Origin of the sequence: Rhodococcus pseudokoreensis (genome assembly GCF_017068395.1) — a bacterium.
GTDB lineage: Bacteria > Actinomycetota > Actinomycetes > Mycobacteriales > Mycobacteriaceae > Rhodococcus_F > Rhodococcus_F pseudokoreensis.
This window is the reverse complement of record NZ_CP070619.1, coordinates 5,630,155-5,654,578: the sequence shown is the minus strand read 5'-3', so window position 1 is coordinate 5,654,578 and position 24,424 is coordinate 5,630,155. Positions and strand designations below refer to the sequence as shown.

The window sequence follows — 24,424 nt, the reverse complement described above, 5'->3', positions numbered from 1 at the left end:
CCAACCGGCGGCCGGCACGGCCCGTTGATGGCGCGCCGGTGGCTCCTCAGGTCAGCACAGAGACGGTACTCGACGTATCACCGGCTAGTACCGCTGGGATATGCACCCTCGCCCGTGGACGCTGCTACGAGAAGGACTACACCGACCTCGCTGACGCTGCTCGACGACCGCTGTCCCGCACTCAGTTGGCGTGAACTGCAGCTCGACGAACGTTAGACCCGAGAGGACTCGAGTCCCGCGGACTTGCGCAGTCGCTTTGCGGAGTCGGATCGAGCGTGGAGTGGCGAGACTTTGCTAATTTGTTCAGCGAGATCAGACCAAGTTGGAAAGTCGCTTCAGTGACACCCAGCGGTGCTCGCGGCACAGCTCGACGAGGCGTTCGTTGTCGTGTTCAGCCCAGGCCTCGACTTGATCATCGTGAGCCTTGCCCATCATCTCCGCACGCTCAGCCCAGATGCCAATGCCCATCACCATGTATGACATCGACATGTCCCACCACCGGTTAAGCTCACGTACAAGGAGCTGCTGGTTCGATGCATTGAAGAGCTGAAAGTGGAACTCCCGGTTGAGACGCATTGCCTCGGCGACCGACACGTTCGGATTCTTTATCTTCTCGTTGATGGCCCGGACGGAGCGCAGCTGCTTCGCCGTCGGCTTGGGGAGGGTGCTCAGCACCTGGGACTCAATAAGGTCGCGGAGCGTGTACATCTGCGTCATCTCATCGAGGTTGAAGCGTGTCACGACGTAACCCCGGTTGGGGCTGTGCGTGATCAGCCCGTCCTGACTGAGCGCGCGGAGGGCCTCTCGCACCGGTCCACGGCTCATGCCGATCCGATCCACGAGGTCGTCCTGGACGAGCTGCTGGCCAGGGAGTAGCTCGCGGGTGAGGATCAACTCCCTGATTGCGTCGCTCGCAGTGGTTACCGCTCCCCCTCGGTGACGCACCGAGTCGCCGCTCTCGTCGATCTCTCGTGTGATTTTGGCTGATGGCACGATCTCAACCCCCTGGAGACGATTCTGGCTCCGTTAGTGTAGCCGAAAATGGATCGTCGCTCTCACGGGCATAGAGCTGGGAAGCACTAGCGTCGGATCCGGGTTGCGTCCATCAGAGTGGTGTATGAACCGGATCCCAACCTGACCGGCGCGTCGTAACCCAAGAAGGCGGCCATCACGTGACTCTTCGAGAGACCGACCAAGTCACTCGGGTGTTGGACCACGCGATGACCACTGCCCACGATATCGACCTGCACCAGTTCCTGACCGAGCGGCTCTCCGACGCCAGCCCCGATCTGCTGCGCAACCTGCTGTCCACGTTCATCGATGCGTTGATGGGTTCTGAGGCCGACAGTCTCTGTGGTGCCGGCTTCGGCGAACGCTCCGATGCCCGCATCAACAGCCGGAACGGATACCGGCACCGCGACTTAGATACCCGGGCCGGCACCCTCGACGTCGCGATCCCCAAGCTGCGGTCGGGTTCGCACTTCCCGGACTGGTTGCTTGAGCGCCGCAAGCGTGCCGAGACGGCGCTGACCTCGGTCGTCGCGACCTGTTACCTGCTCGGGGTCTCGACCCGGCGGATGGAGAAGCTCGTCGACTCCGTTGGCATCACCTCGCTGGGGGTACCTCCCTGCACGTAGCCGGCTATAGGTGTTGTCAAGCGGGGCTGTGGCATGACGTCACGCCGCTCGCCGAAATGCGAGCGTAGTGGTGTGCGGCCTGGGTCGACCGGTGGTCGTGCTGCGAAACGGGGTGTCCAGCGCCCGTGCTGACGTATGCGACCTCACTCGGAGATGAGTGGGTCATCCGGCGATGTGCGGGCTGCTGCGAAAGGCGAAGGGCCGGGTGCCGGGCTTCGTACGGCGTGGCCCTCGTCCGAGGGTCCGCCACAGTGCTTGCAGCATCGATTCCGGTCCTTCGTCACCCTCCAGCGTTCCACCGTTCGTGGCCGAGCGGAAGATCCTCGGGGGGGGTGTTGGAGGTCAGGACTCCTCTCGCCGCCAGTAGCCCGGGTCGAATGCGACCCGGTCCCGCACCAGGGCGTAGGCGATTCGGTTGGCGCGGTGCGCCAACGCGCACCCAATGACCCTGTTCGGCTCGCCGCGCAGCTTCAAGTCCGCTGCGTACCGCTTCGCCGCTGGCTCGTTGTGACGCAAGCCGAACCCAAGCTCGATCAGCGCACGGCGCAGCGGCACGCTCCCTTCCCTGCTGATGTGTTGTCCGTCTCGACGCTTGCCGGCGGACTCGCACTGGGCTGGCACCAATCCAGAGGCTCGGTAGATCTGGGCCGGACCCGCCCATCGTGCCGGATCACCCAGAGCCCTGCATAATTACCGATACGTTCCGGTCCCCATCCGGGCACCGACATCAGCGTCGCGAACGGACTGGCCGGGATCAGTTCCGCGATCCGGGCTGTCGCTTCGGTGATCTGGGTTTCGGGATGCCCTGTCCTGCCAGCTTCAGTGAGGGCTTCAAGGTCGATCGCGTCGGTCTTCACCCGGCGCCGATTCCGTCGTCGCGCGGATCCAGTCCGCGTCCGATGCATCCGGCCTGCCGGTAGCGGGCGACGGCAAGTGCGGTGAATACGACGCTGAGGTGGGCTTCGATGGCGTCGCGGGTGTGATGGAACATCGGCCGCGCCCGCAGGTCGGTTTTCGACATGCGGAACGGCTGCTCGACCTGCCAGAGGTCGTGGTACTTCGCGATGACCTCGCCCGATCCCATGATCGAGGCGGGAAGACTGGTGACGTAGCCCTTCTTAGGCCGAACTCGGCCCAACAAGGGTATGACGATGTCGGGTTTACGCCGACAGGGGCCGCATCGTTGCTGGTGGCGCCCCCGGCATCGGTGGAAAGTTCGGCATAATCACAAGCCTTGCATCCAAGCCAGGAGCGAGTCCGGGGTGTGTAGTCACCTGCCACGACGTCCGGTTGACGTGTCCGTTCGAGAGCACGTCGTTTGATGTCGATGCCGGCGTGAAGGTAAATGCTGGTCGAGTCGAGCATTCTCTGCCTATCGGGCGAGATACCCACCGTCGACTGGGAGGACCGATCCTGTGATGAACGATGCGGCCGGCGACGCCAGGAAGACAGCAGCTGCAGCAACCTCCTCCGCGGTCCCCAGTCGCCCGAGGGGATGGGCAGCCGACAACGATTGGCGAGCTTTGTCGTCAGGTTCGCGAAGCAGCGGGGTGTCGATGAAGCCCGGTGCCACGGCATTGACCCTCACTCCGTCAGCCGCGTATTCGAGCGCGGCGCTCTTCGTGAGTCCGATCAATCCGTGTTTCGAGGAAACATATGGCCCTGCGCCCGGTGTGCCGACGAGCCCCATCACTGAAGCGATATTCACGATGCTCCCTCCTCTGGACATCGCGGCGAGTTCAGCGCGCATGCACAGGAATGCGCCGTCCAGATTGATCGACAGGAGCCGTCGCCACTCCGCGAAATCAGTTTCCGCAGTCGCGGCTTTGACAGGCATCCCGACGCCGGCGCAATTCACCGCGATATCGAGGGCACCGAAGTGCTCCAGCACCTGGTCGACCATGCCGCGCACCTGGTCGCCGTCGGTGACGTCGACGGTGAGGGCACTTCCAAGACAAGGAACCGCCACGATCGGCGCGATATCCGCAAGTACGACCCGAGCCCCCATCTCAGACAACTGCTGTGCACAGGCCGCACCGATCCCGGAGCCTGCACCGGTAATGAGGGCGACCTTCTCGGTCAGGTCGAGATCCATGTGCGCTGCTCCTTGCCTGTCATGGACATTTCGTCCTCGTGCATGCGAAACGACGCCAGGCACCTGCGGGTGACACATGGTCCGACGCCCCGATGTCCAGACGGACCAGTAATGTAAGCCGATCTCCCGCCACGTGAATGTCCCAACTTGCGACGGTCAACATGCTGGTCGGAGTTGCCGCCCATGGTGTCGTTGCATGGCAAGCTCCAGCTCGGCATGGCGCATATCTTGAATACATGGAGGTAGTCCGACAGTTCGGTCGCCTGTTCACTTCCCCCGCAATCATCGAAGCCTCAGGCGATGTCACCAGGGCAAGTCGTTCAGACCTTGGATCGGTGGCTCGACTTGGTCGAAAAGTACAAAGAAAGACATTCCGAAATTCGGCAACCCAACTCGATTCGCCGCGATCTCGAGGGTGAAGCTCTCGGATAAGCGGTAAACGCGTGTGTGGGAAGAACCAGCGTTGCAGGCGCCGGTAAGTGCCGCCAGCGATGAGTGGCTCCGCCTATTTACCTTGCCCAGGAGCGATGTGCACTTCCTGTTGCGTGCAGGAGTTTGCCGGCTCTCCCTGTCGATCCCCGCGAGACATCCCTGTTGCCTCATGTCAAGATGCCATCAATTTCGGCTACGGGGAGAAGTAGATCGTCAACGGTGGTTTCAACACCCAGATCGTGTTGAGTAACAACAGTTCTGCTGAAGCAGTCGTACCGTAGATAGCCGGGAACGGCAGGATGCTCGCGATCTCCTCCACGCGGTGACCACCCATTTGCAGGCCTTGTTGGGCACCGACCGGTTCACGGCCGCGCCGGTGGCGATGTCGGTGCCGTCAGCACGTAGCAGTGTTCACCGACCGCGTTGCCGCCGTCGTGTCCGATCAGGTCGATCTCGGGCGTTGCCGGGCACGACATCGTCCCATTGCGACCAGGTGCGGCTCGGGATCTGCGACTCGAGCAATGTGCCGGGTGTGGTGTGCGAACGGCCCCGCAGGACGTGCTTCTTGCGTTCGGGTGCCAGCCGCTTCCCGGCCGGCATTCCCAGCACCGCCCAGCAGAAGATCAACGCGGCAACAACGTTCGGTCCGTATATTGGTGGGCGCGCTGTCCGGGGACGTACCACCGTCGGGGTCGACGCTGCCCGTAATGCCTTGCGGGCGTGGTCGGGATGCCAGCCGGTCGTGGCGCACAGATCACCCCCGGATCGTCGCCTTTCGCGGCTTGTCGGCGCGCTTGTAGCGGGTCGCGATCGCCATGGTGACGGCTCTGCGTTCGGCCATGGTCAGTCCCATCCTCCGGCCCTACCCTCGACCACACACCGAACGTTGGTCGACACGCCGCGACGCGCATTCTCTCGTGAGGCAACGAAGGGGTCTACGCGGGCATTTTGGATGAGTCAACGCGGCATCTTGACAGGCTGTCAGTAGTGGGTCACTCTTGGCATGCGGCAACGTCTGCCGGTTCTCCGCCGCGTTCGGGGCCGTTCTCGAGGACGTCCGAATGGAGGGTGGATTGGTGAGCACGATTCTTTCGGCGCGGCCGGTTGACGATTATGCATCATCTGGTTCGAATCCACGGCATCTCAGGCGCACGGAGGACGATGCTGCACAGCTCCGTCGAGTGCGTGAAACCTTTCTCACGACCGGCTCCGCCGATCCCCGAACGATTCAGGCAGCCGGACTCTCGCCGTCCGTGCTCGACTCGTGGCGTAGGTGCATGCGTTACGGCCTGGACTCTATAGCGAGCCGACCGGTACACACCGGCGATGTCGACCTCGACACCCCCCTGACAAGGGTGGTCGACTCGATCATCAGGCAGCGCGAGGCCGTGCTCGAACAATCGATGTGCGGTCTCAATCTCACCGACAGCGAGGGGGTCGTGCTACGCCAATGGGTGCGCGATCCGGCACTCGGCCGGTGGTTCGAGCGTCATCACGTTCTGCCGTCGGTCTCTGTCGACGAAACAGCGGTCGGCACTACCAGCGGCATTTGCTTGCTGAATGAACGACCGACCATGGTCCGCGGTTTGGAACACTTCCGCGAAGAGTTCGCCAGTGTCACCTCAGCTGGAGTTCCCATCGTTCACCCAGTAACTCATCGTCTCGTCGGCTCACTCAACCTAACCAGTCGCTACGAGGACACCAGCCCGGTGCTGCTGTCCTGGGTCATGGATCTTGTGCGAGACGTTCAACGCGCTTATCAAGAAACGGCTACTCGGCGGGAACGAACACTGCTCGACGCTTATCTGACTGAGAATCGAGACACTCGCCACCCGCTGGTCGCCCTCAACGACCAGACGATCATTACCAACGCAACTGCAGCGCGTCTGCTCACCTCGGTAGATCAGGCCCTGCTCTGGGAGCATGCCTCCCGCGCGATCCAGGAGAGCAACCCGGATCCACGCCAGCTGGTCCTCACCGACGGAACGGTCGTGTCAGTTCGATGTCGGGAGGTATCCGGTGCCAGCGAGTCGGCTGGTGCAGTTCTGACAATCCGCCCCATCATGGAGCGCAAGACGCGCGAAGGTGCTGTCATACCCGCTCCCAAGCTGGCCGGACTCGTCGGTGACGGACCCCGGTGGCGGGAATTGTGTCGCCGGGCCGCGGCCGCCGTCGCTGGTCCCGTACTCATAATCGGGGAACCGGGCAGCGGCAAGGTCGCCGTCGCCAAGGCGATCGCCGGCGATGCTCCGGTGACAGTCTTGGACGCAGCGGAATCCACCGTGAACGGCGCGCAAGCATGGCTGCTCAGACTCGAACGCGCTGTCGAAGAGTCCACCGGCGCTATCGTAATCCGTCGCTGCGATGAGCTGCAGGATGCGGCAGCCATGTCAGTGGCAAATCTGATCGAGTCGCATCGAAACAGCACGGTCCGGTTCTTGGCCACTGCAACTCAATCGGCGGACCACGGACAGCGAGTTCTTTTGCATGCAGAGTTCTCGGCCATCCTCAAGGTTCCTGCCCTGCGTGATCGCCTCGAGGATCTGCCGGTCCTACTCGACGCACTGACCCGCAAAGCCAACCAACGCCTCGGCAGGGCGCCGGCCGACGTTCGATGGATGCCGGACGCAGTGCAGGCACTGTCCCGGTTGGAATGGCACGGGAACATCACCTCACTCGAGACGGTGGTCCTCCGGGTGCTACAGGGAAACAGCAATCGTTACATCAATGCCGGCGATCTCCCAACCGACGTGGTGGCCAGCGCTTCACGACGGAAACTTGCCAGGCTGGAGCAGGTCGAGGCGAACACCATTATCGCCGCCCTACGTGAGGCTAATGGCAACAAGAACCGCGCCGCCGAGAGCCTCGGCATCGCACGCTCAACTCTCTACCGCAAAGTCCGCGCACTCGGTATCGACCTCTCGACGTCCGCATTCTGATCATCTGACACACCTGTACCCGACAGGCGCAGGAAGCCGCCTGGCCGCTGCACCTGTGGCACGAGTAGGCAACCCTCGCCCTCGTCGCGGCTGCGTCCGTGGGGACGTGGAGGTGTGAGGCTGTGTCACAGAGCGAGACTGCTCCAAGGGTGTGGATGAAACAACCTACGGGGACCTAAAAGACGCGCATTCGGTCGCGAGTTTCAGAAGCCCTGGTGGCGCTGGATCCCCAGTGCCCACACCGCACTGACCACTCGGATGCTCCAGGAACCAATCGAGCTGTTCGTTCACAGCGACGGCAACCTCTGCGCCTGATCGGCGCCGTACCAATCATTTGCGCATTCGACTGGCGCGCTTTGGGACAACGTGCGCACCGTTGCGGAATTACGATCGATCGGACCGCCCCACCGCCCAACTGCGGCACCCTATGAAGGAGATATCATGGCAGACACCGAACCTGTAGTGGTTATTGCCAACTTTGTCCCCGTTCCCGGCAAGGAAGACGAAATCGAAACCGCACTGCGTAATGCCGTGGCGGCGACGCATCAGCACGACCGAGGATGTGAACTCTACGCGGCGCACCAAAGCATACGTGGACGAGAGGGTTTCGTCATTATCGAGAAATGGTCTTCCATGGAGGATCTCCAGGCTCATGGTGCCGGGAATGCCTTCGCCGCTCTGACCACAGATGTTGCCGATCTGTTGGCAGAACCGCTCGATGTCACCATCGTGAAGCCGATTCTGGCCGGCGACATCAAACTTGGCGCTTTGTGACTGATGCTCGCTGGCCCGATAGGCCACGGGCACCGTCGCAAGTTGCGTTGACCCGACATGTCGCCGTCACCGCACGGCGGCATGTCTGCCGTTCGGCCGATACAACACGCTGTCGCAACCCGACGACCATTGCAATCTTCCACCGAGCAACGAACTCCACGGAGCCGAGTAATAGTCGTGGTGACCCGACTTCCCTCCCGTTGCTCCGCTGCGGCCCAACGGGCAGCCAGCACGATGTGTGTGCCGGACGAGGCTCCGTTGGCGATGGGCACGACGGCGCCCTCGCACGCAGTTGCTCCCGTTTACGTTCATGCACAGTGCCTTTCACGTAGCGGTGTAGCTCCGTGTCGTTCTGCGGCCACCTCGGGTAACACCGCAGCGAGGTTCTTTGCGGAAATCCGGGTAAAATCCCGCCGGTCAAACTCATCGATAGGTGACGACCGTTCCGAGATCGTGCGTCGGCGAACCCGGTGGCACGCAGGGCGGATGCTCTCCGCTCGTCCTCCGCTCGTTCGCCGCCACCTCACCGATGACAAACGCGACCGGAACCGCGGCGATCACCGACAGGAGAGCGGTACCCGCATCGACAACCAAACGCAGGACGCCGATACAGTCGTCCAAGTTCTCTCGAATTCTCATAACTGACTGCTTCGCAACACTGACCACTTCCCAACTGGTCCGACAACGCAAGAGTTTCCCGACGCGTAGCCGGACATCATCACTCGAGTACGAACTTCCACTACAAGTGGTGACGAGGAGTCACCGGCTAACCACGACAGACACAACGTGGTCGGTCGTGGTCGTCGTGCAGGCACGACAACCAGGACCTACCACGAATCACTCAGACCTTGTGTGGGGCCGCCAGATGCTTCTCGAGAAACTCACCGATGCGTTTGGTGGAGGCCTGCCCTTCAGGCAAGAAGTTGAAGAGCGGCCAGATGTGCACCATCTGCTCGCCGATCTCGAACTCCACTTCGCCGCCGACCTCGCGAACTCGCCCCACCAAGCGGACCGCATCGTCGTGGAGACCCTCGTCGGTACCGACCAGCACGCGGAGCGGTGGTAGCCCCTTCAGATCCGCATACAGGGGAGACGCGAGAGGGGTGGACTTCGGATCCTTACCTCCGAGGTACGCACCCCCCATGGCCTGGACGAGAGCGGAGGCGGGAAGGGGATCCAGGTGAGCTCGCTCAGTCAAGGAGGCACCCTCTCCGGCCAGATCGACCAACGGTGAGCACGCAACCGCGGCATCGGGAGCCTCGTCGCCGTCCTCGCGAAGTTTGACGAGTGCGCCGATGGCGAGGCCTCCGCCAGCGGAGTCGCCCACCAACGCCACGCTTCGCACACCCTCCTGCCGCCGTACCCACCGGTACGCGGTGACCACATCGTCCAGGGGCGCAGGAAACGGGTGTTCGGGGGCCAACCGATAGTCGACCACCAGGACTCGCGCGCGCGCCGCCTTCGAGATTCGGTAGCCGAACTCTCGATACCCGCTGGCAGTCCCCATGCAGAATCCGCCACCGTGAACCACGATGACCACCTGATCGGGTGCGGAGTCCGGCGCGTCGACCCAGAACGCCGGCGTACCGCCGGCGTCCACTGCCTCGACCTTCGCATCAGCCGGCAACTCGAAGTTGGCCAGCACCTCGTCGTAGAGCCTGCGGTAATCGTCCATTGTGGCCTCGGGCTCCGAGACCAGGTGAGTGAGCAGGCCGCGTGCCCGGCTCAATTCGTGGCTAGTCATGTCCTCGCTCCTTGGATGTGGTGTCAGAGCTTTTCGAGCGCCGGCTTGACCTCGCGAGTGAACAGGTCGTATCCGGCTGCAGCCGTCTCACCCTTGATCCCGCCGTACTGGAACACCGAGATGACCTCGTAGTCACCGACTATGGCCTTGCGGGCTTCGTGCTTCGCGATCTGCTCGTCCGGAGTTCCCCAGATCTGTGCGTTGGCATATACGTCACAGACGGTTTCGATACCGAGTTGCTCGATGGCATCCTTGGCCGCGGCGTAGGACGCGTAACCCTTGGTGTGCTCGAAATGGCGGCCACCGAACTCGTAGTGTTCGACACAGGTCAGGTAATAATTGACGCAGGCTTCGTACGCGACTCGCCGTGCTTCGTCGGAGTCGTTGTGACAGTAGGTGAGGTCGATCATCATCGGCGGCGGAGCATCGTCGCCGTGCGTGTCGCGGTAGCTCTTGCGGTACTCCTCGATCATCGGCATGTGCATCGTTTCCATCGGGCCCTGGATAAACGCCAACATCGGCAGCCCGAGCTGGCCGGCGACGACCGCCGAGTCCGGGCTCATGGCGACCATGGTGGTCCGGCCTTTGAAAGTCGCCAGCGGCTTCGGGTGGACCGGGACCTTTGCCTGGGGGTAGAACTTGCCGTCGTTCTCGACGAAGCCGTCCTCGAGTCCACGAATGACCATTGCTGCCGCTTCGTCGAACCGCTCACGCGACTCGTTCATGTCGAGGCCGAAGCCCTCGTACTCGCGTCGCGCGAGTCCGCGTCCCATTCCGAACATCGCGCGACCGTCCGACAAATTGTCCAGCAGTGCGATCTTCTCGACGACGCGCATCGGGTCGTTCCACGGAAGGATCACTGCCGTGGTGTGCAACTTCGCGTTCTTCGTCCGGCCTGCCAGGTACGACAGGAACTGTGTGTTGTCCGGGCACATCGAGTAGCCGGGATCGAAGTGGTGCTCCACGCACCCGATGCTCTCGTATCCGTCCTCGTCGGCGCGTAGAGACAACGCGATCTGATCCTTGAAGATCGCGTAATCCGTTGATGCGTTGTTGTAGTTCTGGATGAGGTTGGTCATGTGGACTTTCACGTGCACTCCTTGTCACGGGTCGGCGGTGCGCGCCGAGTTTTCTGCTGATGGTGATGTGACCTGCCGGTCACTGCGAGTGCAGCCCTCAGGTGGATATGCCAAGTTTGACGGTGATCACTATCACCCGGATGTGCTGCTGTGTTCAGATTCGCAGCTCACAATCACTCCGAGTTGTCCCATCCCGCTACAGTTCACGGACCCGAGCAACACGTCCGGAGTGCGGATTTCTACAAGTCTCGTTTTGCTCCATACCGAGTGCCAGGCGTCGTTTTAGATTCACGTGGCCGTGTGGGCCATGGTCCAACAGTGCTGCAAACGAAGGAGGAGACCCGAGTGGGACGTCTAGACAACAAGGTATTTGCGGACCGGTGTCCGCTGCCCAATATGCATAAGGTGAGCCGGGACGCGGTTACCGAATTCGGTGGCATCGACATCGCCATCGCGAATGCTGGAGTCGCGAGCTCGGAGAGTCCTGGGAGCTGACCGAAGAGCAGTGACAAGAGGTGCCAGATGTCAACCTCACCGGGGTGTGGAAGACGACAAAGGCAGCGATTCCCTCGATGATCGAGCGAGGACAGCGCGGGTCGATCGTCCGGACCAGTTCCGTTGCCGGCTTGGTCGCCTACGCGAATCCGGCTCACTACACAGCTGCCAAACATGGCGTCGTCGGGCTGATGCTTGCTCTCGCGGTCGAGCTCGCACCGCACAACATCCGCGTGAACTCCGTCACCCCACGATGGTGAATACTCCGATGATCAACAACGATGCGACCTACAGCATGTTCTTCCCGCAGGCCGAGAACCTGAGCCAGGAAGAGGTAGCCACTGGGTTCATCCACATGAACGGGCTCCGGGTTCCGTGGGTGGAGCCGATCGACGTCAGCAATGCGGTGCTCTACCGGGTTTCCGACGACGCGCGCTACGTCACCGGCACCACGCATGTGCTGGATGCCGGAGGGTCCGCGCCGTACCGGATTCCTCATTCGGAAGAGGCCCCCGACGTCGAGGCGTGCGTGAGCGTGCGCCAGGCCCGGGGCGCTTACACGCAGTCAGGAACGATCACTGCCCGGCCCAACACCTCACCTCGGGAGAGACGCTCGTAGACGTCAGGTGCCTGATCGAGAGAGTACGTCTCGACCTCGACGCGAAGGCGCCCCGAGTGAGCCAGATCGACTACCTCCCATAGCTCAGATCTACTTCCCCAAAAGGTATTCCGAGCACTCGCCTCGAATGCCAGACGGCGATAGCCAACGGGAAGAGTGCCGTGCCCCACGCCGACGATGGCGATCTCGGCGTACGTGGCTGCCACGGCACCTGCAAGCGTGACGGTCTCTGGCGAGCCGACGAAGTCGAACACTGCGTCAGCGCCGCGTCCCCGGCTGAGGTCGGTGATCACGTCTTTTGCGCGTATATCACCGACAACCGCGTGATCCGCACCGACGTTGCGCGCCAACTGCAGTTTGTCTTCGGCGATGTCGACCGCGATGATCAGGGCTGCACCGAGTGCCCGGATGATCTGTATGGCCAGGTGTCCGAGCCCGCCGACCCCGATGACCACGGCGACACATCCTGCACCGAGCCTGGTCACTGCACGCTTGACGGCGTGGTAGGAAGTCAGACCCGCATCGGTCAGGGCTACCGCCTGTACGGCATCGAGCTCACCCAACGGGATGAGGTGGCGCTCGTGGTCGACCAAGAGATACTCGGCGATTGCTCCATCGACTGCAATCCCAGGGGGGTTCACCCCGGACGGATGCGTGCAATAGTTTTCCTGGCCTTCTGAGCAATTCCGACACAGCCCGCACCCCCATGGCCCATAGACCAGCACAGAGGTACCTGTGGGGAAGTGGTCGGCGCCCTCTCCCCTCGCAACCACCGTCCCCACGGCCTCATGTCCGAGAGTCAGCGGCAGGGGCCCATAGTGGTACTCGCTCGCAGGCGTCGACATGATGTGCAGGTCGGAGTGACACACACCAGCGGCGGTTACGCGGAGCAACACCTGACCGGCTCCCGGGACGGGAGTGGGGACGTCGACGATCTCGGGCGGAGCACCGAATTCGGTGTACTGCAGAGCTCTCACGTTGGCCGCTCTCCTGCTGTCAATGATGCTGTGCCTGAATCATGCGAACGAACTGATGGTGAAGTCGACGTAGACCAACCTGCCCATGGTCGACGGTACGAGAATGGGGCCTCCATGAATGTCGCACAATGCAACGCAGCACGACCGTGGGTGATTTCCTGCCGCGATCCGACGAGCTACGACGCACAAACATCCACCGCGCACGGCGACACCCATCTGTTCGGTCTGTCCGTAGATGTCGACTGCCGTGGTGATTCCGGTTGCCGCGACGAAGCGCTCGACCGGACCCGTCGGAAGCACCGAGGCGGTGTACGTCCCCCTGTAGTCGATCACCGCACGATCGGCCTCACCGACACCCCACACATCGATCGTCGCGTCGACAACAGTGGAGATGTTGCGGTGGGTCTGCTGGACGCCCTTCGGCTTCCCCGTGGAGCCGCTGGTGTACATCAGCAACGCGTTCCCGTCATCCAGTCGTGGGACGATCCGCGAAGTGCGTCCGATGCGACGACTTCCTCTCAGCTCCAACGCGCGGCCGGACGCTCGCCGGCTGACGGGACCTCGGTACGGGGAAGGTGCACTACCCGTCGGGCCACGTCGAGGCCGTCGCAATCGCCGCTGAACCGGCCGATTCCGGCGGTGTCCGTGAAGACGATACGTACGCCGGAGTCTTCCACGGCGTGGCGCAACGGCGCGCGAGGGATGGCGATCTTGAACGGGACCAGAACCGCCCCGGCCTTCCAGATCCCCAGCGCGAGAACGATGTACTGGACGCAATTGTTCATGTAGACGCCGACCCGGTCACCGGGCGTAATCGATTGCGCGACCATGAATGTGGCCACCGGCCGAGAGGTCGTCTAGTTCGCCGCAGGCCAGCGTGGTGTCATCGTCGTGCAAAGCGACTTTCGTCGAACGCGCAGATGCCACGTGTGGGAACGAGACCCCGATGTTTATGACGAGCCCTCACGGTGCGATCGATCGAAGCCGAAACGCGGGATGGGCGTACGCCCCGTCTAATTCGAAGATATGAGCGCCTCGCCGGACAACTATGTCGCAATAGAGAACACCTCAGCGCGATCTGACACCCCGGCGCGCATGATGAGAAGGATCCGGCCGCCGCGTACCGAAGGTGACCACGATTAGCACGGAAAAGAGGCCCAGTGACAACGGCACACGCGCACGCCGTAGGCGATAGCGTCCCGCGGGACGGAACGATCGAAGTCTCCACCGACGGACCGGTCGCTGTGGTGACGATCAGTCGTCCAGACAAACTGAACGCGATGACTCTCTCGATGATCCGTGAGTTTTTCGAAGTGACGAAACGGCTCGACGAGGATCCGGAGATCAGGGCTATTGTCCTCACTGGTGCCGGGGAGCGGGCATTCTCCGCTGGCGGCGACCTGAAGTCACTACTGCCCGCTGCCCTCGAGGCCGGCTGGGACATTCTCAACCCCGACCCCACCGCCCGGTTCTTGAGTGCGGTCTTCACGCCGGTGATTGCTGCGGTCCGCGGTGCCTGTGTCGGCGCCGGATTCGAGATCATGCTGGGCACCGATATCCGCATCGCCGGGACCGACTCCTCATTCGCGCTGGCCGAGGTGAAGTGGGGATTGATTCCGGGGTCGGGAACTAATGTGCGCCTCCCCCGTCAGCTCCCCTGGGCGGTAGCCATGGAACTGCTCTTGACGGGAAGCACCATTTCCGCCGACCGCGCGGCACAAGTGGGACTGATCAACCAAGCCGTCGAGCCGGAAAACGTGTTGAGGACAGCTATGGACATTGCACGACGCATTGCCTCGAACGGTCCGGTCGCCGTGCGTACGGCGAAGGAGATCGCCGTACGCAGTTTGTCGCCAGGTGATGCCTTCGCGCTCGAACATGCCTTAAACAGCCGGGTTCTCGGCTCTCAGGATGCTCGCGAGGGCGTCGCAGCTTTCCAGGAAATGCGCACCCCTCAGTTCACCGGTAGATGACCGAGAGTTCACTGTTCGCATACGAAAGAGAATTTCCCAATGTCGCCTGACTCGGAAGAACTGCTCAGCGCCGTCCGCGAAGCCGTCGCGGGCGTGACAAAGAAGTGGGATCGCACCTATTACATGGACTGCACTCGCCGGGGTGTCGCTCCGACTGAGATGTACGAGACCATGGCCCAGCAAGGCTTGTTCGCGCTCGGCGTCCCCGAAGCCCTCGGAGGCGCAGGTGGCGGACTGACCGCCACCGCTGCCGTGATGGAAGAGATGAGCCGTGCCGGCACACCGCCGATGCTGTTCTCGCTGACGTCCTTCGCTCGACAGTCGATCATTCGGCACGGAACACCGGAGCAGATTCGCCGGTTAGTCGAGCCTACCCTCACCGCGCAACAATCAATGTGCTTCGCCATCACCGAGCCGGATGCCGGGACCAACAGCTTCGCCATGCAGACGCTCGCCCGTCGTCAGGATGACGGCACCTACGTCCTCAGCGGGCAGAAGATCTTTATCTCCGGAGCGGACCAGGCAACGCACATCATGATCGTGGCACGAACCACACCAGCCAGCGAGGTCGCCAAGAAGAGCGAAGGCATTTCCATCTTCGTGCTACCGCGCGATACCCCGGGCGTATCCATGACCGCTATGAACATCGATTGGAAGGCACCGGAAAGACAATTCAGTGTCTGGTTCGACAATGTGGTGCTGCCGAGCGACTCGCTGATCGGAGTCGAAGGCAAGGGATTGTCGAGCATGTTCGATTCCCTGAACGCCGAACGGGTCGTCATCGCTGCCTGGACCCTCGGGTTGGGATACCTCGCCTTGAACAAGGCAGTTTCCTACGCCCGTGAGCGTTCCCCGTGGGGGGCTCCCATCGGGTCCTATCAAGGAGTCTCGCATCCGCTCGCCAGGGCGAAAGCTCAGCTGGAAGCCGCCCGCGCAATGAACTATCGGGCGGCCGAACGGTTCGATCGCGGCGAAGAAGCCGGTGATGACGCTAACATCGCCAAATACCTGGCGTCGGAGGCGTCTTACGCTGCCGTCGATGCCGCCATTCAAACTCACGGCGGTTCCGCATTCGACGAAGACAGTGATGTCATTACATTATTTCCGATGATAAGAATCCTGCGGGTGGCACCACTGAACAACGAAATGATTCTCAATTACATAGCCAATCACATGCTCGGTCTACCCCGCAGCTACTGACATCACCCAGTTCTGGACGGGCCCCACCGGCTGGAGCGCGAAAGATCCGGTTCGCATCCTCAGCATCGACGAAAATTGTTCTCGGAACAGAACACTTCGAGGGACGCTACGAGCTCGGCTGACGACACCCCAACACCCACGTCACCGCCGCCCACCCACTCCTCACTCGCGCAGCGCCTCGGCACCCAGGCGCCCGATAAGCACACCGACAGTGATCAAAGTTGTGGCGGCTGTCGCCAGGGCCACACTGAAGCTGCCGTCGAGCCAGTTGGCACGGCACTCAAGCAATCTCGAGCTCTTGAACCTGGGAAACGACACGTCCCTCTCGTCCTGTGGCGAGCCGAACGCGCCCGAGCCGAAACACGCTGAGGCCGCGTCCGATCGAGGAGACGCGAGCCGCTCCTCGGCCATCCGCTTCCACAACTCCCGGCGAGCCCGCTGCTTCGGGGTCTACCGGTCCTTTCCGCCACCGCATACGCGACCCAGCCTCGAGCATTCGGTTGAGAAGTTTTGCCAACTTCAGGTGAGTATCAACTCCATCGCAGCGCTCGGGGCGTTCCTGAGTCGATCGTCCAGAACTGGACCGATCGAGGCCAGGGCACCAGCGGTCGTCATGTCTGCGTGTGCGAATTCGACTGGATAGTCGGTGATCGTTCCGCTGACGAATGGACGCCAAGCCGACGCTGTCCGTTTCGGATCGAACTTCTCCACGCGCGCCGAGAAGAACAGCAGGTCACCGTGGTATATCGCAGGGCGGTATCCCTGTGCCCGCTCGGTGGCATGGAGGTAGTCCTCGTATATTCGCTCGAGTTGTCGAGGAGTGAGATACCCGAAGGGGCTCGACACGGCCCGCAGGAGCTCGGCTACCTCCTCGGCTGTGAGTTCGTCGAAGTCGCCATCGGTCGCCGGTAGCTCGATGCCGAACTCGCCGAGCAGTTCGGCCGGTGTCGGATCGGCAGCGGCCATCGCATGGTCGGTCAGCACGTAGCTGTCCATCATGGCAAGCAGCGCGACTTCTTGACCTGTCCTTTGCATTTCGATCGCGACGGCATGCGCGATCAACCCACCGAGCGACCACCCCAGCAGGTGGTATAGCCCGTCCGGTTGAACCGTACGGATCTCCCGGGCGTACCGCGCGGCGAGATCCTCGATCGACGTCGACTCGTCGAGGGTTTCGGTGAGCGCAGGCGATTGCAGGCCGTACACTGGCCGATGCGAGTCCAGGTGCTGCGCGAGTCCGCCGTAGCACCAGGACAGCCCGATCGCCGGGTGAATGCAGAAGAGGGGCGATTGAGTTCCGGGGGCGCGGATCGGCAGCAGCACCGCGAGCGCCGACTCGTCCAGTGAGGCTGGTTTCCCCGAGTCTGTGTGTGCTCGATCCGGTGGGCGAGAAGTTCCGGCGTGGGGTCGGTCAACAGCCACGGCACCGCGACCTCGACTCCGAGTTCGCTGCGTAGCGCCGCGACCAGACGAGTCCCGAGCAGCGAGTTCCCGCCGAGGTCGAAGAAGTTCTCGTCGGCCCCTACAGACTGCACCTCCAGCACCTTTGCAAAAACGGCGCAGATGGTCGATTCGACCGGTGTCCGTGGTAGTCGCGGCTGCGCTGTACCGGGAAACTCGGGTTCGGGTAGTGCGGTCCGGTCGAGTTGGCCGGCGGGTGTCAGCGGGATTTCATCCAGGAACGAGATCGCGGACGGCACCATGTACCCTGGGGACCTTGGTGGCAACGCGCGCCCGCACTGAGGCGGGGTCGGTGGCGCCGTCGGCGATCACGTAGGACACGGGTCGCGCCTACTCGCCGACGCCGTGCACGATCGTCACCGCGAACCGCACCTGTGGGTGACTCGTCAACGCGGTGTCGATCTCGCCGAGTTCGATGCGAAAGCCTCGAACCTTCACCTGGTGGTCGGAGCGCCCAAGGTATTCGAGGTCCAAATCCGCCCTGCGGCGCACGACGTCACCGGTGCGGTACATGCGAGCCCCGCTGCCTCCGAATGGGTTGGCCACGAATCGGTCCGCGGTCTGCGCCGCGTTTCCGACATAGCCGAGTGCCAGTCCCGGCCCGGCAACGTACAGGTCACCGCGCACACCCTCGGGCACTGGGTGCAGGCGTTCGTCGAGGATCATGATCTCGACGCCGCGAATCGGTCCGCCGGCTGTGACTGCCTCCCCCACGTGGAGGGCGTCGCTGATGGTCACCGCGACGGTCGCCTCGGTGGGCCCGTACGCGTTGAACATTCGACGCCCTGGCGCCCACCGATCGACGAGTTCGGTGCTGCAAGCGTCGCCACCGACCACCACGGTACGAACACAGTCGAGTCCGGTCGGGTCGACGGAAGCCAACGCCGCAGGGGTCACGAAGGCGTGCGTCACCTGGTATTGCCGCAGCAGCCTCGCGAGATCCTCACCGCCGTACACGTTCGCGGGAGTGAGCACCATGGTGGCGCCCGCGCCGAAGGCCAGCAGCAATTCGAGCACGGAGGCGTCGAAGCTGGGGGACGCAAATTGCAGGGTCGTCGATTCGGCTGTTACACCACGTCTCTCACGCAGTTCGGCGGCGAAGTTCGCGATCCCCTCGTGCGTCACGACCACCCCTTCGGACGGCCCGTCGAACCCGACGTGTAGATCAGGTACGCCGGATGCCGCGCCGACAGAGGCGCGCGTCGATGCTGTGGCCGTGACTGTCCGGGTGCCGCAGCCGTCGGTGGGTAAAATGGCGGGCGTCGACGGCGGAGAAGTCGGGGTTGGTCAACTCCACGGTCGGGCAGATCTCCCGCAAGTTGAAGCTCAAACCCCACCTCCAGGACCGGTTCAAACTGTCCGCTGATCCAGTGTTCGTCAACAAGGTCTACGACGTTATCGAACTCCATCGGAACACACCCGAGTTCGCGGTGGTGCAGTGCGACGAGAAGCTCAAAGTACAGGCGCTGGCGCGCCGCGATCGGCGTTCCCGATATTGCCGGCGTGGCCCGAGAGACGCACCCGCGACTACGTGCAGCACGGCACCGCGAGCCTCTTCGCGGCCTTCACCGTCGCCGATGGAACGGGCTGCCTCGCTGCGCCGCCGATGCCGGGCGACCGAATCTAAGCACCTCGTTCTCCAAAAGGTACCAGTAAACACACGACGGACTCGACATCAATCGGTCTGCGAAAATTACGGTACGCACGAGACCCCGCCAACAAGAAGTGGCGGCTTACCGCCCATCCTCGTTTCCACATCCACATCACCCCGACAAGTTCGAGTTGGATCAACCAGCCCGAACGGTGTTTCGGCGAAGTGACCGCGAACTTCTCCAACGCGGCCACGACACGAGCGTGCCATCCACGCCTGGATCATCGGGTGGAACGAGAAACCCAGACCCCCGATCCGGACCAAATCCGCCGAGGCAAACTATCAATCCCTCTGATGATTGATTGGATTGCCGTCGAGTGACCCTGGTGCGACGGCGTATGCAGTTTCACGGTCACGCCTGACGCATCCACCGGAAGTTCTGGACACGCCGAAACGGTTACTCTCGAGCTGATCCCGAACAAGCGTTGTAATTGCGGACAACCCATAAACGATATCCGGAGTGGTGCCGCCGTGCTGCAGTCGATCTACCTGGCGCCGCACAGCGCCCTTGAGTCGGTGGCTGAAATCGGCGAACTCAATTGAGAAGGCAATTGAAACGTCGTTGGGAGTCGCTCCTCCCAGCGGCTCCCAGAGGAGCGCATAGTCGAGAATATCGCTGTCAATGTCTTTGTTCCACATTGCCCGTCGGCCTCTCCCTCGCTGACCATTCACTCGATCTTGGGATCTGTTGAACTAGGCGCTTGTGCAAAAGCATACGTGTTCTCACTTACCCGGCAATGTGAGCCAAACGTCCGCTAGTCCACTGCCTTGACGCCGTGGCGCCCTAATCTTGCAGGGCAGCGATGGAATCGGCTCCTCAGAACACCCTCCGCGCCTTCATGCCCTCGAAGACGGGTGCGATACGAACCACGTCACCGGTCGTCGGAGCGTGCACCATCTGCCCGTTTCCCACGTAGATCGCGACATGCCCGGGACCTGCGGGCCCCCAGTTCCCGAACAGCAGATCTCCCGGCATCGCGTCCGCGAGTGGAACCTCCACACCGACATTCCATTGCATCTCGGAGGTTCGTGGAAGCGACAACCCCGATGTGGCAGCGTGGACGGCATAGGACGTCAGCCCGGAACAGTCGAAACCGCCTGCCGAGGGGCCATTCACGTTCCCGCCACCCCACACGTACGGGAGACCGAGGTACCGAATGGCGGCTTCGACGATCTTGCCGCCGATCCCGTCCGCCCCGCCTCCGAAGACTCCGAGAAGCGAGGCGTATCGCGATTCGGATGCGCGGATCTTCGCAACGTAGGGCTTCGTCTGGTTCTCGTAATCCGCTTCGCCTGAGGGCATACCGTGATGCGATCGAACTGCGCCGACGCCCGCGTTGTATCCCGCGATCGTGAGGTCCAGCGTGTCTCCAACCACCTCGCCCTGCGATTTCCACTGTTCGATCTGGTTGTACGTGTCGCAGAGGAGGTGGCCGGAGGCCATCACCGAGTCTGCGACGTCGAGGATGTCGGCCTTCCCGTCGCCGTCGGCGTCCTTGCCGTACGCCGCCCAGGTGGCAGGCATGAATTGCCCTGGTCCGCGAGCACCGGACGGTGACACCGGAGCGGTTGCGCCATAGCGGAATCCGTTCTCCGCGGCGTACAGCGCAGCGAGAACCGGTGCCTTCACGCCGTCGCAGATGGCGCCCGCCTTCTGGAACCACGGAACGAAGACGGCGATGGAACCGATGGCCGACGAAGTTGCGGCGGGAGAATCGAGCACCGACGGCACCAACCTCGGCAACGCGCCGTCACTCGCGCCCTTCGCGAGCGCGTCCCCCGTCGTCTGTGACGGCCCCAACGACGGGGAATACGGCTCCGTCGCGACCGGCTCAGAGGGCTGGGGACTCGCGTTGTCCTGAGGTTGTGGCTCCCGGGGTGGCAACGGATTCTGAGGCGGCGCCTGGTCGGGCACCGGGGGCAACAACGGCGCTACAGCGTCCTGAACGGCAACGGCCGCAGCGTCAACGGCTCGACGAGCCGGATCCTGAGCTTCGGGGGGTAAGCCCGCGATGGACTCGTCGATCTGCGCGCCGAGCGCCGGTGCGGCTTCCACGATCGATTGAACCTGTTGCGTCGCAATGCCTTGTGCGGGCTCCGGGAGATCGGCGCCATGCACGAAGCCCCCGATTGCCGCGGCTACCCCGACGATGATCGCCGAAGGATCAACAGACATTCGCTTCCTCCTGATTGTGAGCCAGACCCACTTGACCCCGAGATGTGACTCGAGTCTCTCGCGTCTGCTTTCCTCGCCGCGTCGCACCAGATGGTGGTTCGGATACTTCTTCGGAGGTACGGACCGGTCGGCAGAGATTGGACCGCTGCCCCCCACCTCCCCCCACCGGGGGGGTGAAGAGGGAGATTGGAGCGAACTTGTCCGTCAGCCCTATTTTTCGCCTTGTGACCTACCTAACATCACCCCTAAGCAAGTGATGCCCGACAACGGGTAGAGCCAGCAACAAATCGAAGCTAGGAGCAATCGTGCAGATCAGCGCCGCCGTAGTCCACGAAGTCTCGGGCGACTTCGCCATCGAGACCGTGTCCCTGAGCGAACCCACGGAACACGAAGTCCTCGTCGCGATCGCCGGCGTCGGCCTCTGCCACACCGACCTGGCAGTCAAGGAGGGCCATCTCCCGTTCCCCCTCCCGGGTGTTTTCGGCCACGAAGGCAGCGGCACGGTCGTGAAGGTCGGATCCGGGGTCACCAAGGTCGCTGAAGGCGACAAGGTCGCCATCAGCTTCAACAGTTGCGGCCAGTGCGCCCACTGCGAGAAGGGTGAGCCTGCCTACTGCCACAATTTCATGGCCTACAACTTCGGGGGCGTGCGCCCGGACGGCAGTTCCGCGATTACCGCCGGTGACACTGGGCTCGGCAGCAACTTCTTCGGGCAGTCCTCCCTCGCGACACATGCCATCGCTCATGAGCGCAATGTCGTGAAGGTTGCGGACGACGCCCCGCTCGAACTCGTAGGCCCGCTCGGCTGCGGAATCCAGACCGGCGCCGGTGCGGTGTTCAACTCACTCGACGTCGATCCTGGTTCGTCACTGGTGGTCGTCGGAGCAGGTTCGGTCGGCCTGGCATCCGTGCTCGCCGCCGTAGTCCGTGAGGTCGGTGTGATCATCGTCGTCGAACCACACGAGTCGCGGCGCGAACTCGCGCTCTCCCTGGGCGCCACACACGTCGTCGATCCCGCGGATGGCGTTCTCTCCGAGCAGATCCGGGCAATTGTTCCCGACGGCGTCGACTATGCGATCGACACGACGGCGCTCCTTCCCGTGCTGGACCAGATCCTGCAGTCACTGGGTGTCCGGGGGTCTCTCGGCCTCATCGGTGTCCCGGCCGACCCCACCGCCACACTTCCGATCGGAATGATGGCGACCCAGCTGTTCGGTCTCACGATCCGAGGGATCGTCGAGGGGGATGCCGACCCCGATACGTTCATTCCGTACCTCCTCGATCTGCACCGTCAGGGCAGATTCCCGTTCGACAAGTTGATCACGACGATGCCGTTCTCACAGATCAATGAAGCTGTGGCTGTCCAGCATCGGGGTGAGGCGGTGAAGGTCGTCCTCGTTCACGAATGATGGCCGGCTCCCCCTCGGATGCTCCGGAAACAGTGAGAAAGGTTGTTCGATGTCGGTAGATCTGAAAGACCGCCCGCCGAGGGCGAGCGCTGTCCGGAAGGCCATTCAGGTCGCGCCGACGGCTGTCGGGGCGTTCTACGCGACGTCGATGGAGACGTTCCGGTGCATGTTCAAGCGCCCCTTCCATGCTCGCGAGTTCGTTCAGCAGGCATGGTTCATCGCCGGCGTCTCGATCATGCCCGCGTTGCTCATGGCGATTCCCTTCTGCATGATGTTCGTCTACCAGATCAACATCCTGCTGGCGGAGATCGGCGCTGTCGACCTCAGCGGTGCAGGCGCGGGTGTGGCGATCATCCGTGAAATCGGCCCGGTGGTCACGGTTCTCGTCGTTGCAGGTGCCGGGTCGACCGCAATCTGCGCCGACCTGGGTTCCCGGACGATTCGCGAAGAGATCGACGCGATGAAGGTGCTGGGGATCGATCCGATTCAACGCCTGTGTGTGCCGAGGGTGTTGGCGTCGACTCTGATCGGGATGTTTCTGAACGGACTCGTGTCCGCGGTCGGCCTTGTGGGCGGTTACATCGCGACGGTGTACATGCAGGGTGCGTCTCCCGGCCAGTACGTCACGGCGATCTCGATCTTGACCGGACTGCCTGATTTCCTCGTCAGCGAGGTGAAGGCGGCGGTGTTTGGGATGCTTGCAGGGCTTGTCGCATGCCATCTGGGGCTCAACGCCAAGGGCGGGCCCAAGGGAGTCGGCGACGCCGTCAACCAGACCGTCGTGTTCAGCTTCCTGCTTCTCTTCCTCGCCAATTCGGTTATCACGACTCTCGCGCTGCACTGACAGCGCTCCACCATTAGCCGCGAAGTCGGCTGTCTACGGGAGAATTCTGTGTCGAAAGCTACTCGGGCCACCGGCGCGAGACCCAGGGTTGCCACGATCGCGCTCCGCGTGGTCGATGCACCGGTCGGCCACATGGAGGAGATGGGCAGGCAGCTCCATTTCTACACTCATGCTGTCACCGCCATTCCGCGCACCTTCCGGCGGTACCGGAAGGAAACGATCCGGCTGCTCGCCGAGGTCAGTATGGGCACCGGCGCCCTGGCGGTGATCGGTGGAACCCTTGTCGTCATTTCACTGCTCACTACCGCAGTGGGGTACGAGGTGGGCCAGCAGGGCGTGACCTCGCTCGGCCGCATCGGAATCGGCGCGCTGTCGGGGTTCATCTCGGCATTCTTCAACACCCGGGAAGCGATCCCCGTCATCGCGGGAATCGCGCTGACCGCGACGGTCGGTGCGGGTTTCACTGCGCAACTCGGGGCGATGCGAGTGAGCGAGGAAATCGATGCCATGGAGACGATGTCGATTCCGTCGCTGCCCTACCTGGTGACGACTCGCGTCACCGCCGGAGTCATCGCGGTGATTCCGCTCTACGCCGTGGCGTTGTTCGTCGGGTATGTCGCCACGCAGCTGGTTACCGAGTACCTCGGTGAGGCGAGCGGAACCTACCAGCACTATTTCAACGTCTTCCTCGTGCCGAGTGACGTCGCATGGTCGATGGTGAAAGTCCTCGCGATGTCCGTGGTCGTGATGTGTGTGCACTGCTACCACGGCTACAACGCGAAGGGCGGGCCTGCAGGAGTCGGGGTCGCGGTTGGACGTGCGGTGCGTACCTCCTTGATCGCGATCATGGTGATCGACCTTCTCGTCGGAATCGCCGTCTACGGTGGCTCGGCCGGCGCCGTGAAAGTGTCGGGCTGAC

The 24,424-nt window shown here is 62.7% G+C and carries 20 protein-coding genes and 5 pseudogenes; 10 read left to right on the top strand and 15 right to left on the bottom strand.

What is annotated here, in order from left to right:
- Positions 1 to 312: 312 nt before the first annotated feature.
- On the bottom strand, positions 313 to 993 hold the full coding sequence (locus JWS13_RS31035) for a GntR family transcriptional regulator (protein ID WP_206009178.1): 681 nt from the start codon (positions 991 to 993) through the stop codon (positions 313 to 315).
- Between the two features lie 227 nt (positions 994 to 1,220).
- On the opposite strand from JWS13_RS31035, the pseudogene JWS13_RS31030 reads away from it, so the two are divergent.
- Positions 1,221 to 1,616, top strand: a pseudogene (locus JWS13_RS31030) (transposase); the annotation flags it as partial.
- Positions 1,617 to 1,979: 363 nt separating this feature from the next.
- On the opposite strand, the pseudogene JWS13_RS46630 reads toward JWS13_RS31030, so the two are convergent.
- The 3 genes and pseudogenes from JWS13_RS46630 to JWS13_RS31015 form a co-directional block, all read right to left on the bottom strand.
- Positions 1,980 to 2,434 (bottom strand): annotated as a pseudogene (locus JWS13_RS46630) (transposase); the annotation flags it as partial.
- Positions 2,435 to 2,544: 110 nt separating this feature from the next.
- Positions 2,545 to 2,790: pseudogene (locus JWS13_RS31020) on the bottom strand (transposase); the annotation flags it as partial.
- A 219-nt stretch (positions 2,791 to 3,009) separates the two neighbouring features.
- Positions 3,010 to 3,732, bottom strand: coding sequence for an SDR family NAD(P)-dependent oxidoreductase (locus tag JWS13_RS31015; RefSeq protein ID WP_206009177.1), 723 nt, complete (start codon positions 3,730 to 3,732; stop codon positions 3,010 to 3,012).
- A 1,508-nt stretch (positions 3,733 to 5,240) separates the two neighbouring features.
- On the opposite strand from JWS13_RS31015, the gene JWS13_RS31005 reads away from it, so the two are divergent.
- Positions 5,241 to 7,103, top strand: coding sequence for a sigma-54-dependent Fis family transcriptional regulator (locus JWS13_RS31005; protein WP_206009176.1), 1,863 nt, complete (start codon positions 5,241 to 5,243; stop codon positions 7,101 to 7,103).
- Between the two features lie 441 nt (positions 7,104 to 7,544).
- Entirely contained in the window at positions 7,545 to 7,877 is a 333-nt protein-coding gene (locus JWS13_RS31000; RefSeq protein WP_206009175.1) for a putative quinol monooxygenase, read from the top strand.
- Between the two features lie 841 nt (positions 7,878 to 8,718).
- Here the strand turns inward: JWS13_RS31000 and JWS13_RS30995 are convergent.
- Both JWS13_RS30995 and JWS13_RS30990 read right to left on the bottom strand, forming a co-directional pair.
- Positions 8,719 to 9,621, bottom strand: a complete 903-nt coding sequence (locus JWS13_RS30995) for an alpha/beta hydrolase (protein WP_206009174.1) — start codon at positions 9,619 to 9,621, stop codon at positions 8,719 to 8,721.
- Positions 9,622 to 9,644: 23 nt separating this feature from the next.
- Positions 9,645 to 10,712 carry an LLM class flavin-dependent oxidoreductase gene (locus JWS13_RS30990; RefSeq protein ID WP_206009173.1) on the bottom strand — a complete coding sequence of 356 codons (1,068 nt, stop codon included), beginning with the start codon at positions 10,710 to 10,712 and terminating at the stop codon, positions 9,645 to 9,647.
- Positions 10,713 to 11,215: 503 nt separating this feature from the next.
- Between JWS13_RS30990 and JWS13_RS30985 the strand changes: the two genes are divergently transcribed.
- Positions 11,216 to 11,455, top strand: a complete 240-nt coding sequence (locus tag JWS13_RS30985; protein ID WP_206009172.1) for an SDR family NAD(P)-dependent oxidoreductase — start codon at positions 11,216 to 11,218, stop codon at positions 11,453 to 11,455.
- A gap of 8 nt (positions 11,456 to 11,463) precedes the next feature.
- Positions 11,464 to 11,814: a hypothetical protein gene (locus JWS13_RS30980; protein ID WP_206009171.1), complete on the top strand. Its 351-nt coding sequence runs from the start codon at positions 11,464 to 11,466 to the stop codon at positions 11,812 to 11,814.
- Here JWS13_RS30980 and JWS13_RS30975 read toward each other — a convergent pair.
- From JWS13_RS30975 to JWS13_RS30965, 3 genes are all read right to left on the bottom strand, one after another.
- The gene (locus tag JWS13_RS30975; protein ID WP_420855057.1) at positions 11,751 to 12,683 is read right to left on the bottom strand and encodes an NAD(P)-dependent alcohol dehydrogenase; all 933 of its coding nucleotides are present in this window, start codon (positions 12,681 to 12,683) and stop codon (positions 11,751 to 11,753) included. The two genes, JWS13_RS30980 and JWS13_RS30975, sit on opposite strands and share 64 nt — an antisense overlap.
- A 147-nt stretch (positions 12,684 to 12,830) precedes the next feature.
- Entirely contained in the window at positions 12,831 to 13,247 is a 417-nt protein-coding gene (locus JWS13_RS30970) for an AMP-binding protein (protein WP_420855027.1), read from the bottom strand.
- 62 nt (positions 13,248 to 13,309) lie between these two features.
- The gene (locus tag JWS13_RS30965) at positions 13,310 to 13,633 is read right to left on the bottom strand and encodes an AMP-binding protein (RefSeq protein WP_338050684.1); all 324 of its coding nucleotides are present in this window, start codon (positions 13,631 to 13,633) and stop codon (positions 13,310 to 13,312) included.
- A gap of 318 nt (positions 13,634 to 13,951) precedes the next feature.
- On the opposite strand from JWS13_RS30965, the gene JWS13_RS30960 reads away from it, so the two are divergent.
- Entirely contained in the window at positions 13,952 to 14,764 is an 813-nt protein-coding gene (locus JWS13_RS30960) for an enoyl-CoA hydratase/isomerase family protein (RefSeq protein WP_241032404.1), read from the top strand.
- 39 nt (positions 14,765 to 14,803) lie between these two features.
- Positions 14,804 to 15,964, top strand: coding sequence for an acyl-CoA dehydrogenase family protein (locus tag JWS13_RS30955; protein WP_206009167.1), 1,161 nt, complete (start codon positions 14,804 to 14,806; stop codon positions 15,962 to 15,964).
- Between the two features lie 519 nt (positions 15,965 to 16,483).
- Here the strand turns inward: JWS13_RS30955 and JWS13_RS30950 are convergent.
- The 6 genes and pseudogenes from JWS13_RS30950 to JWS13_RS30935 all read right to left on the bottom strand — a co-directional run bounded on the left by JWS13_RS30950 (position 16,484) and on the right by JWS13_RS30935 (position 21,252).
- Complete coding sequence (locus JWS13_RS30950) at positions 16,484 to 17,287, bottom strand: alpha/beta fold hydrolase (protein ID WP_206009166.1); 804 nt, start codon at positions 17,285 to 17,287, stop codon at positions 16,484 to 16,486.
- 113 nt (positions 17,288 to 17,400) lie between these two features.
- Positions 17,401 to 17,667: pseudogene (locus tag JWS13_RS45660) on the bottom strand (phosphopantetheine-binding protein); the annotation flags it as partial.
- 88 nt (positions 17,668 to 17,755) lie between these two features.
- Positions 17,756 to 18,618 (bottom strand): annotated as a pseudogene (locus JWS13_RS45655) (AMP-binding protein).
- Positions 18,591 to 18,755 (bottom strand): hypothetical protein, encoded by a 165-nt coding sequence (locus JWS13_RS45650; protein ID WP_241032632.1) that lies wholly within the window; start codon positions 18,753 to 18,755, stop codon positions 18,591 to 18,593. Before JWS13_RS45650 ends, JWS13_RS45655 begins: the two are co-directional and overlap by 28 nt.
- Positions 18,756 to 19,358: 603 nt before the next feature.
- Positions 19,359 to 19,715 carry a hypothetical protein gene (locus tag JWS13_RS30940; protein WP_206009165.1) on the bottom strand — a complete coding sequence of 119 codons (357 nt, stop codon included), beginning with the start codon at positions 19,713 to 19,715 and terminating at the stop codon, positions 19,359 to 19,361.
- A gap of 178 nt (positions 19,716 to 19,893) precedes the next feature.
- Complete coding sequence (locus JWS13_RS30935) at positions 19,894 to 21,252, bottom strand: C40 family peptidase (RefSeq protein WP_206009164.1); 1,359 nt, start codon at positions 21,250 to 21,252, stop codon at positions 19,894 to 19,896.
- 305 nt (positions 21,253 to 21,557) lie between these two features.
- Here JWS13_RS30935 and JWS13_RS30930 point away from each other — a divergent pair, with 305 nt between their 5' ends.
- The 3 genes from JWS13_RS30930 to JWS13_RS30920 all read left to right on the top strand — a co-directional run bounded on the left by JWS13_RS30930 (position 21,558) and on the right by JWS13_RS30920 (position 24,423).
- Positions 21,558 to 22,661, top strand: a complete 1,104-nt coding sequence (locus tag JWS13_RS30930) for an NAD(P)-dependent alcohol dehydrogenase (protein WP_206009163.1) — start codon at positions 21,558 to 21,560, stop codon at positions 22,659 to 22,661.
- A 49-nt stretch (positions 22,662 to 22,710) separates the two neighbouring features.
- Positions 22,711 to 23,505: an MlaE family ABC transporter permease gene (locus JWS13_RS30925; RefSeq protein ID WP_007299700.1), complete on the top strand. Its 795-nt coding sequence runs from the start codon at positions 22,711 to 22,713 to the stop codon at positions 23,503 to 23,505.
- Between the two features lie 132 nt (positions 23,506 to 23,637).
- Positions 23,638 to 24,423 carry an MlaE family ABC transporter permease gene (locus JWS13_RS30920; protein WP_225927779.1) on the top strand — a complete coding sequence of 262 codons (786 nt, stop codon included), beginning with the start codon at positions 23,638 to 23,640 and terminating at the stop codon, positions 24,421 to 24,423.
- Position 24,424: the final 1 nt, after the last annotated feature.

Bases quoted from the DNA above. Each gene is read 5' to 3' on its own strand.
- JWS13_RS31015 (WP_206009177.1), bottom strand. From the start codon at position 3,732: ATGGATCTCGACCTGACCGAGAAGGTCGCCCTCATTACCGGTGCAGGC.
- JWS13_RS31000 (WP_206009175.1), top strand. From the start codon at position 7,545: ATGGCAGACACCGAACCTGTAGTGGTTATTGCCAACTTTGTCCCCGTT.
- JWS13_RS30995 (WP_206009174.1), bottom strand. From the start codon at position 9,621: ATGACTAGCCACGAATTGAGCCGGGCACGCGGCCTGCTCACTCACCTG.
- JWS13_RS30980 (WP_206009171.1), top strand. From the start codon at position 11,464: ATGATCAACAACGATGCGACCTACAGCATGTTCTTCCCGCAGGCCGAG.
- JWS13_RS30955 (WP_206009167.1), top strand. From the start codon at position 14,804: ATGTCGCCTGACTCGGAAGAACTGCTCAGCGCCGTCCGCGAAGCCGTC.
- JWS13_RS30940 (WP_206009165.1), bottom strand. From the start codon at position 19,715: ATGTGGAACAAAGACATTGACAGCGATATTCTCGACTATGCGCTCCTC.
- JWS13_RS30935 (WP_206009164.1), bottom strand. From the start codon at position 21,252: ATGTCTGTTGATCCTTCGGCGATCATCGTCGGGGTAGCCGCGGCAATC.
- JWS13_RS30925 (WP_007299700.1), top strand. From the start codon at position 22,711: ATGTCGGTAGATCTGAAAGACCGCCCGCCGAGGGCGAGCGCTGTCCGG.
- JWS13_RS30920 (WP_225927779.1), top strand. From the start codon at position 23,638: ATGGAGGAGATGGGCAGGCAGCTCCATTTCTACACTCATGCTGTCACC.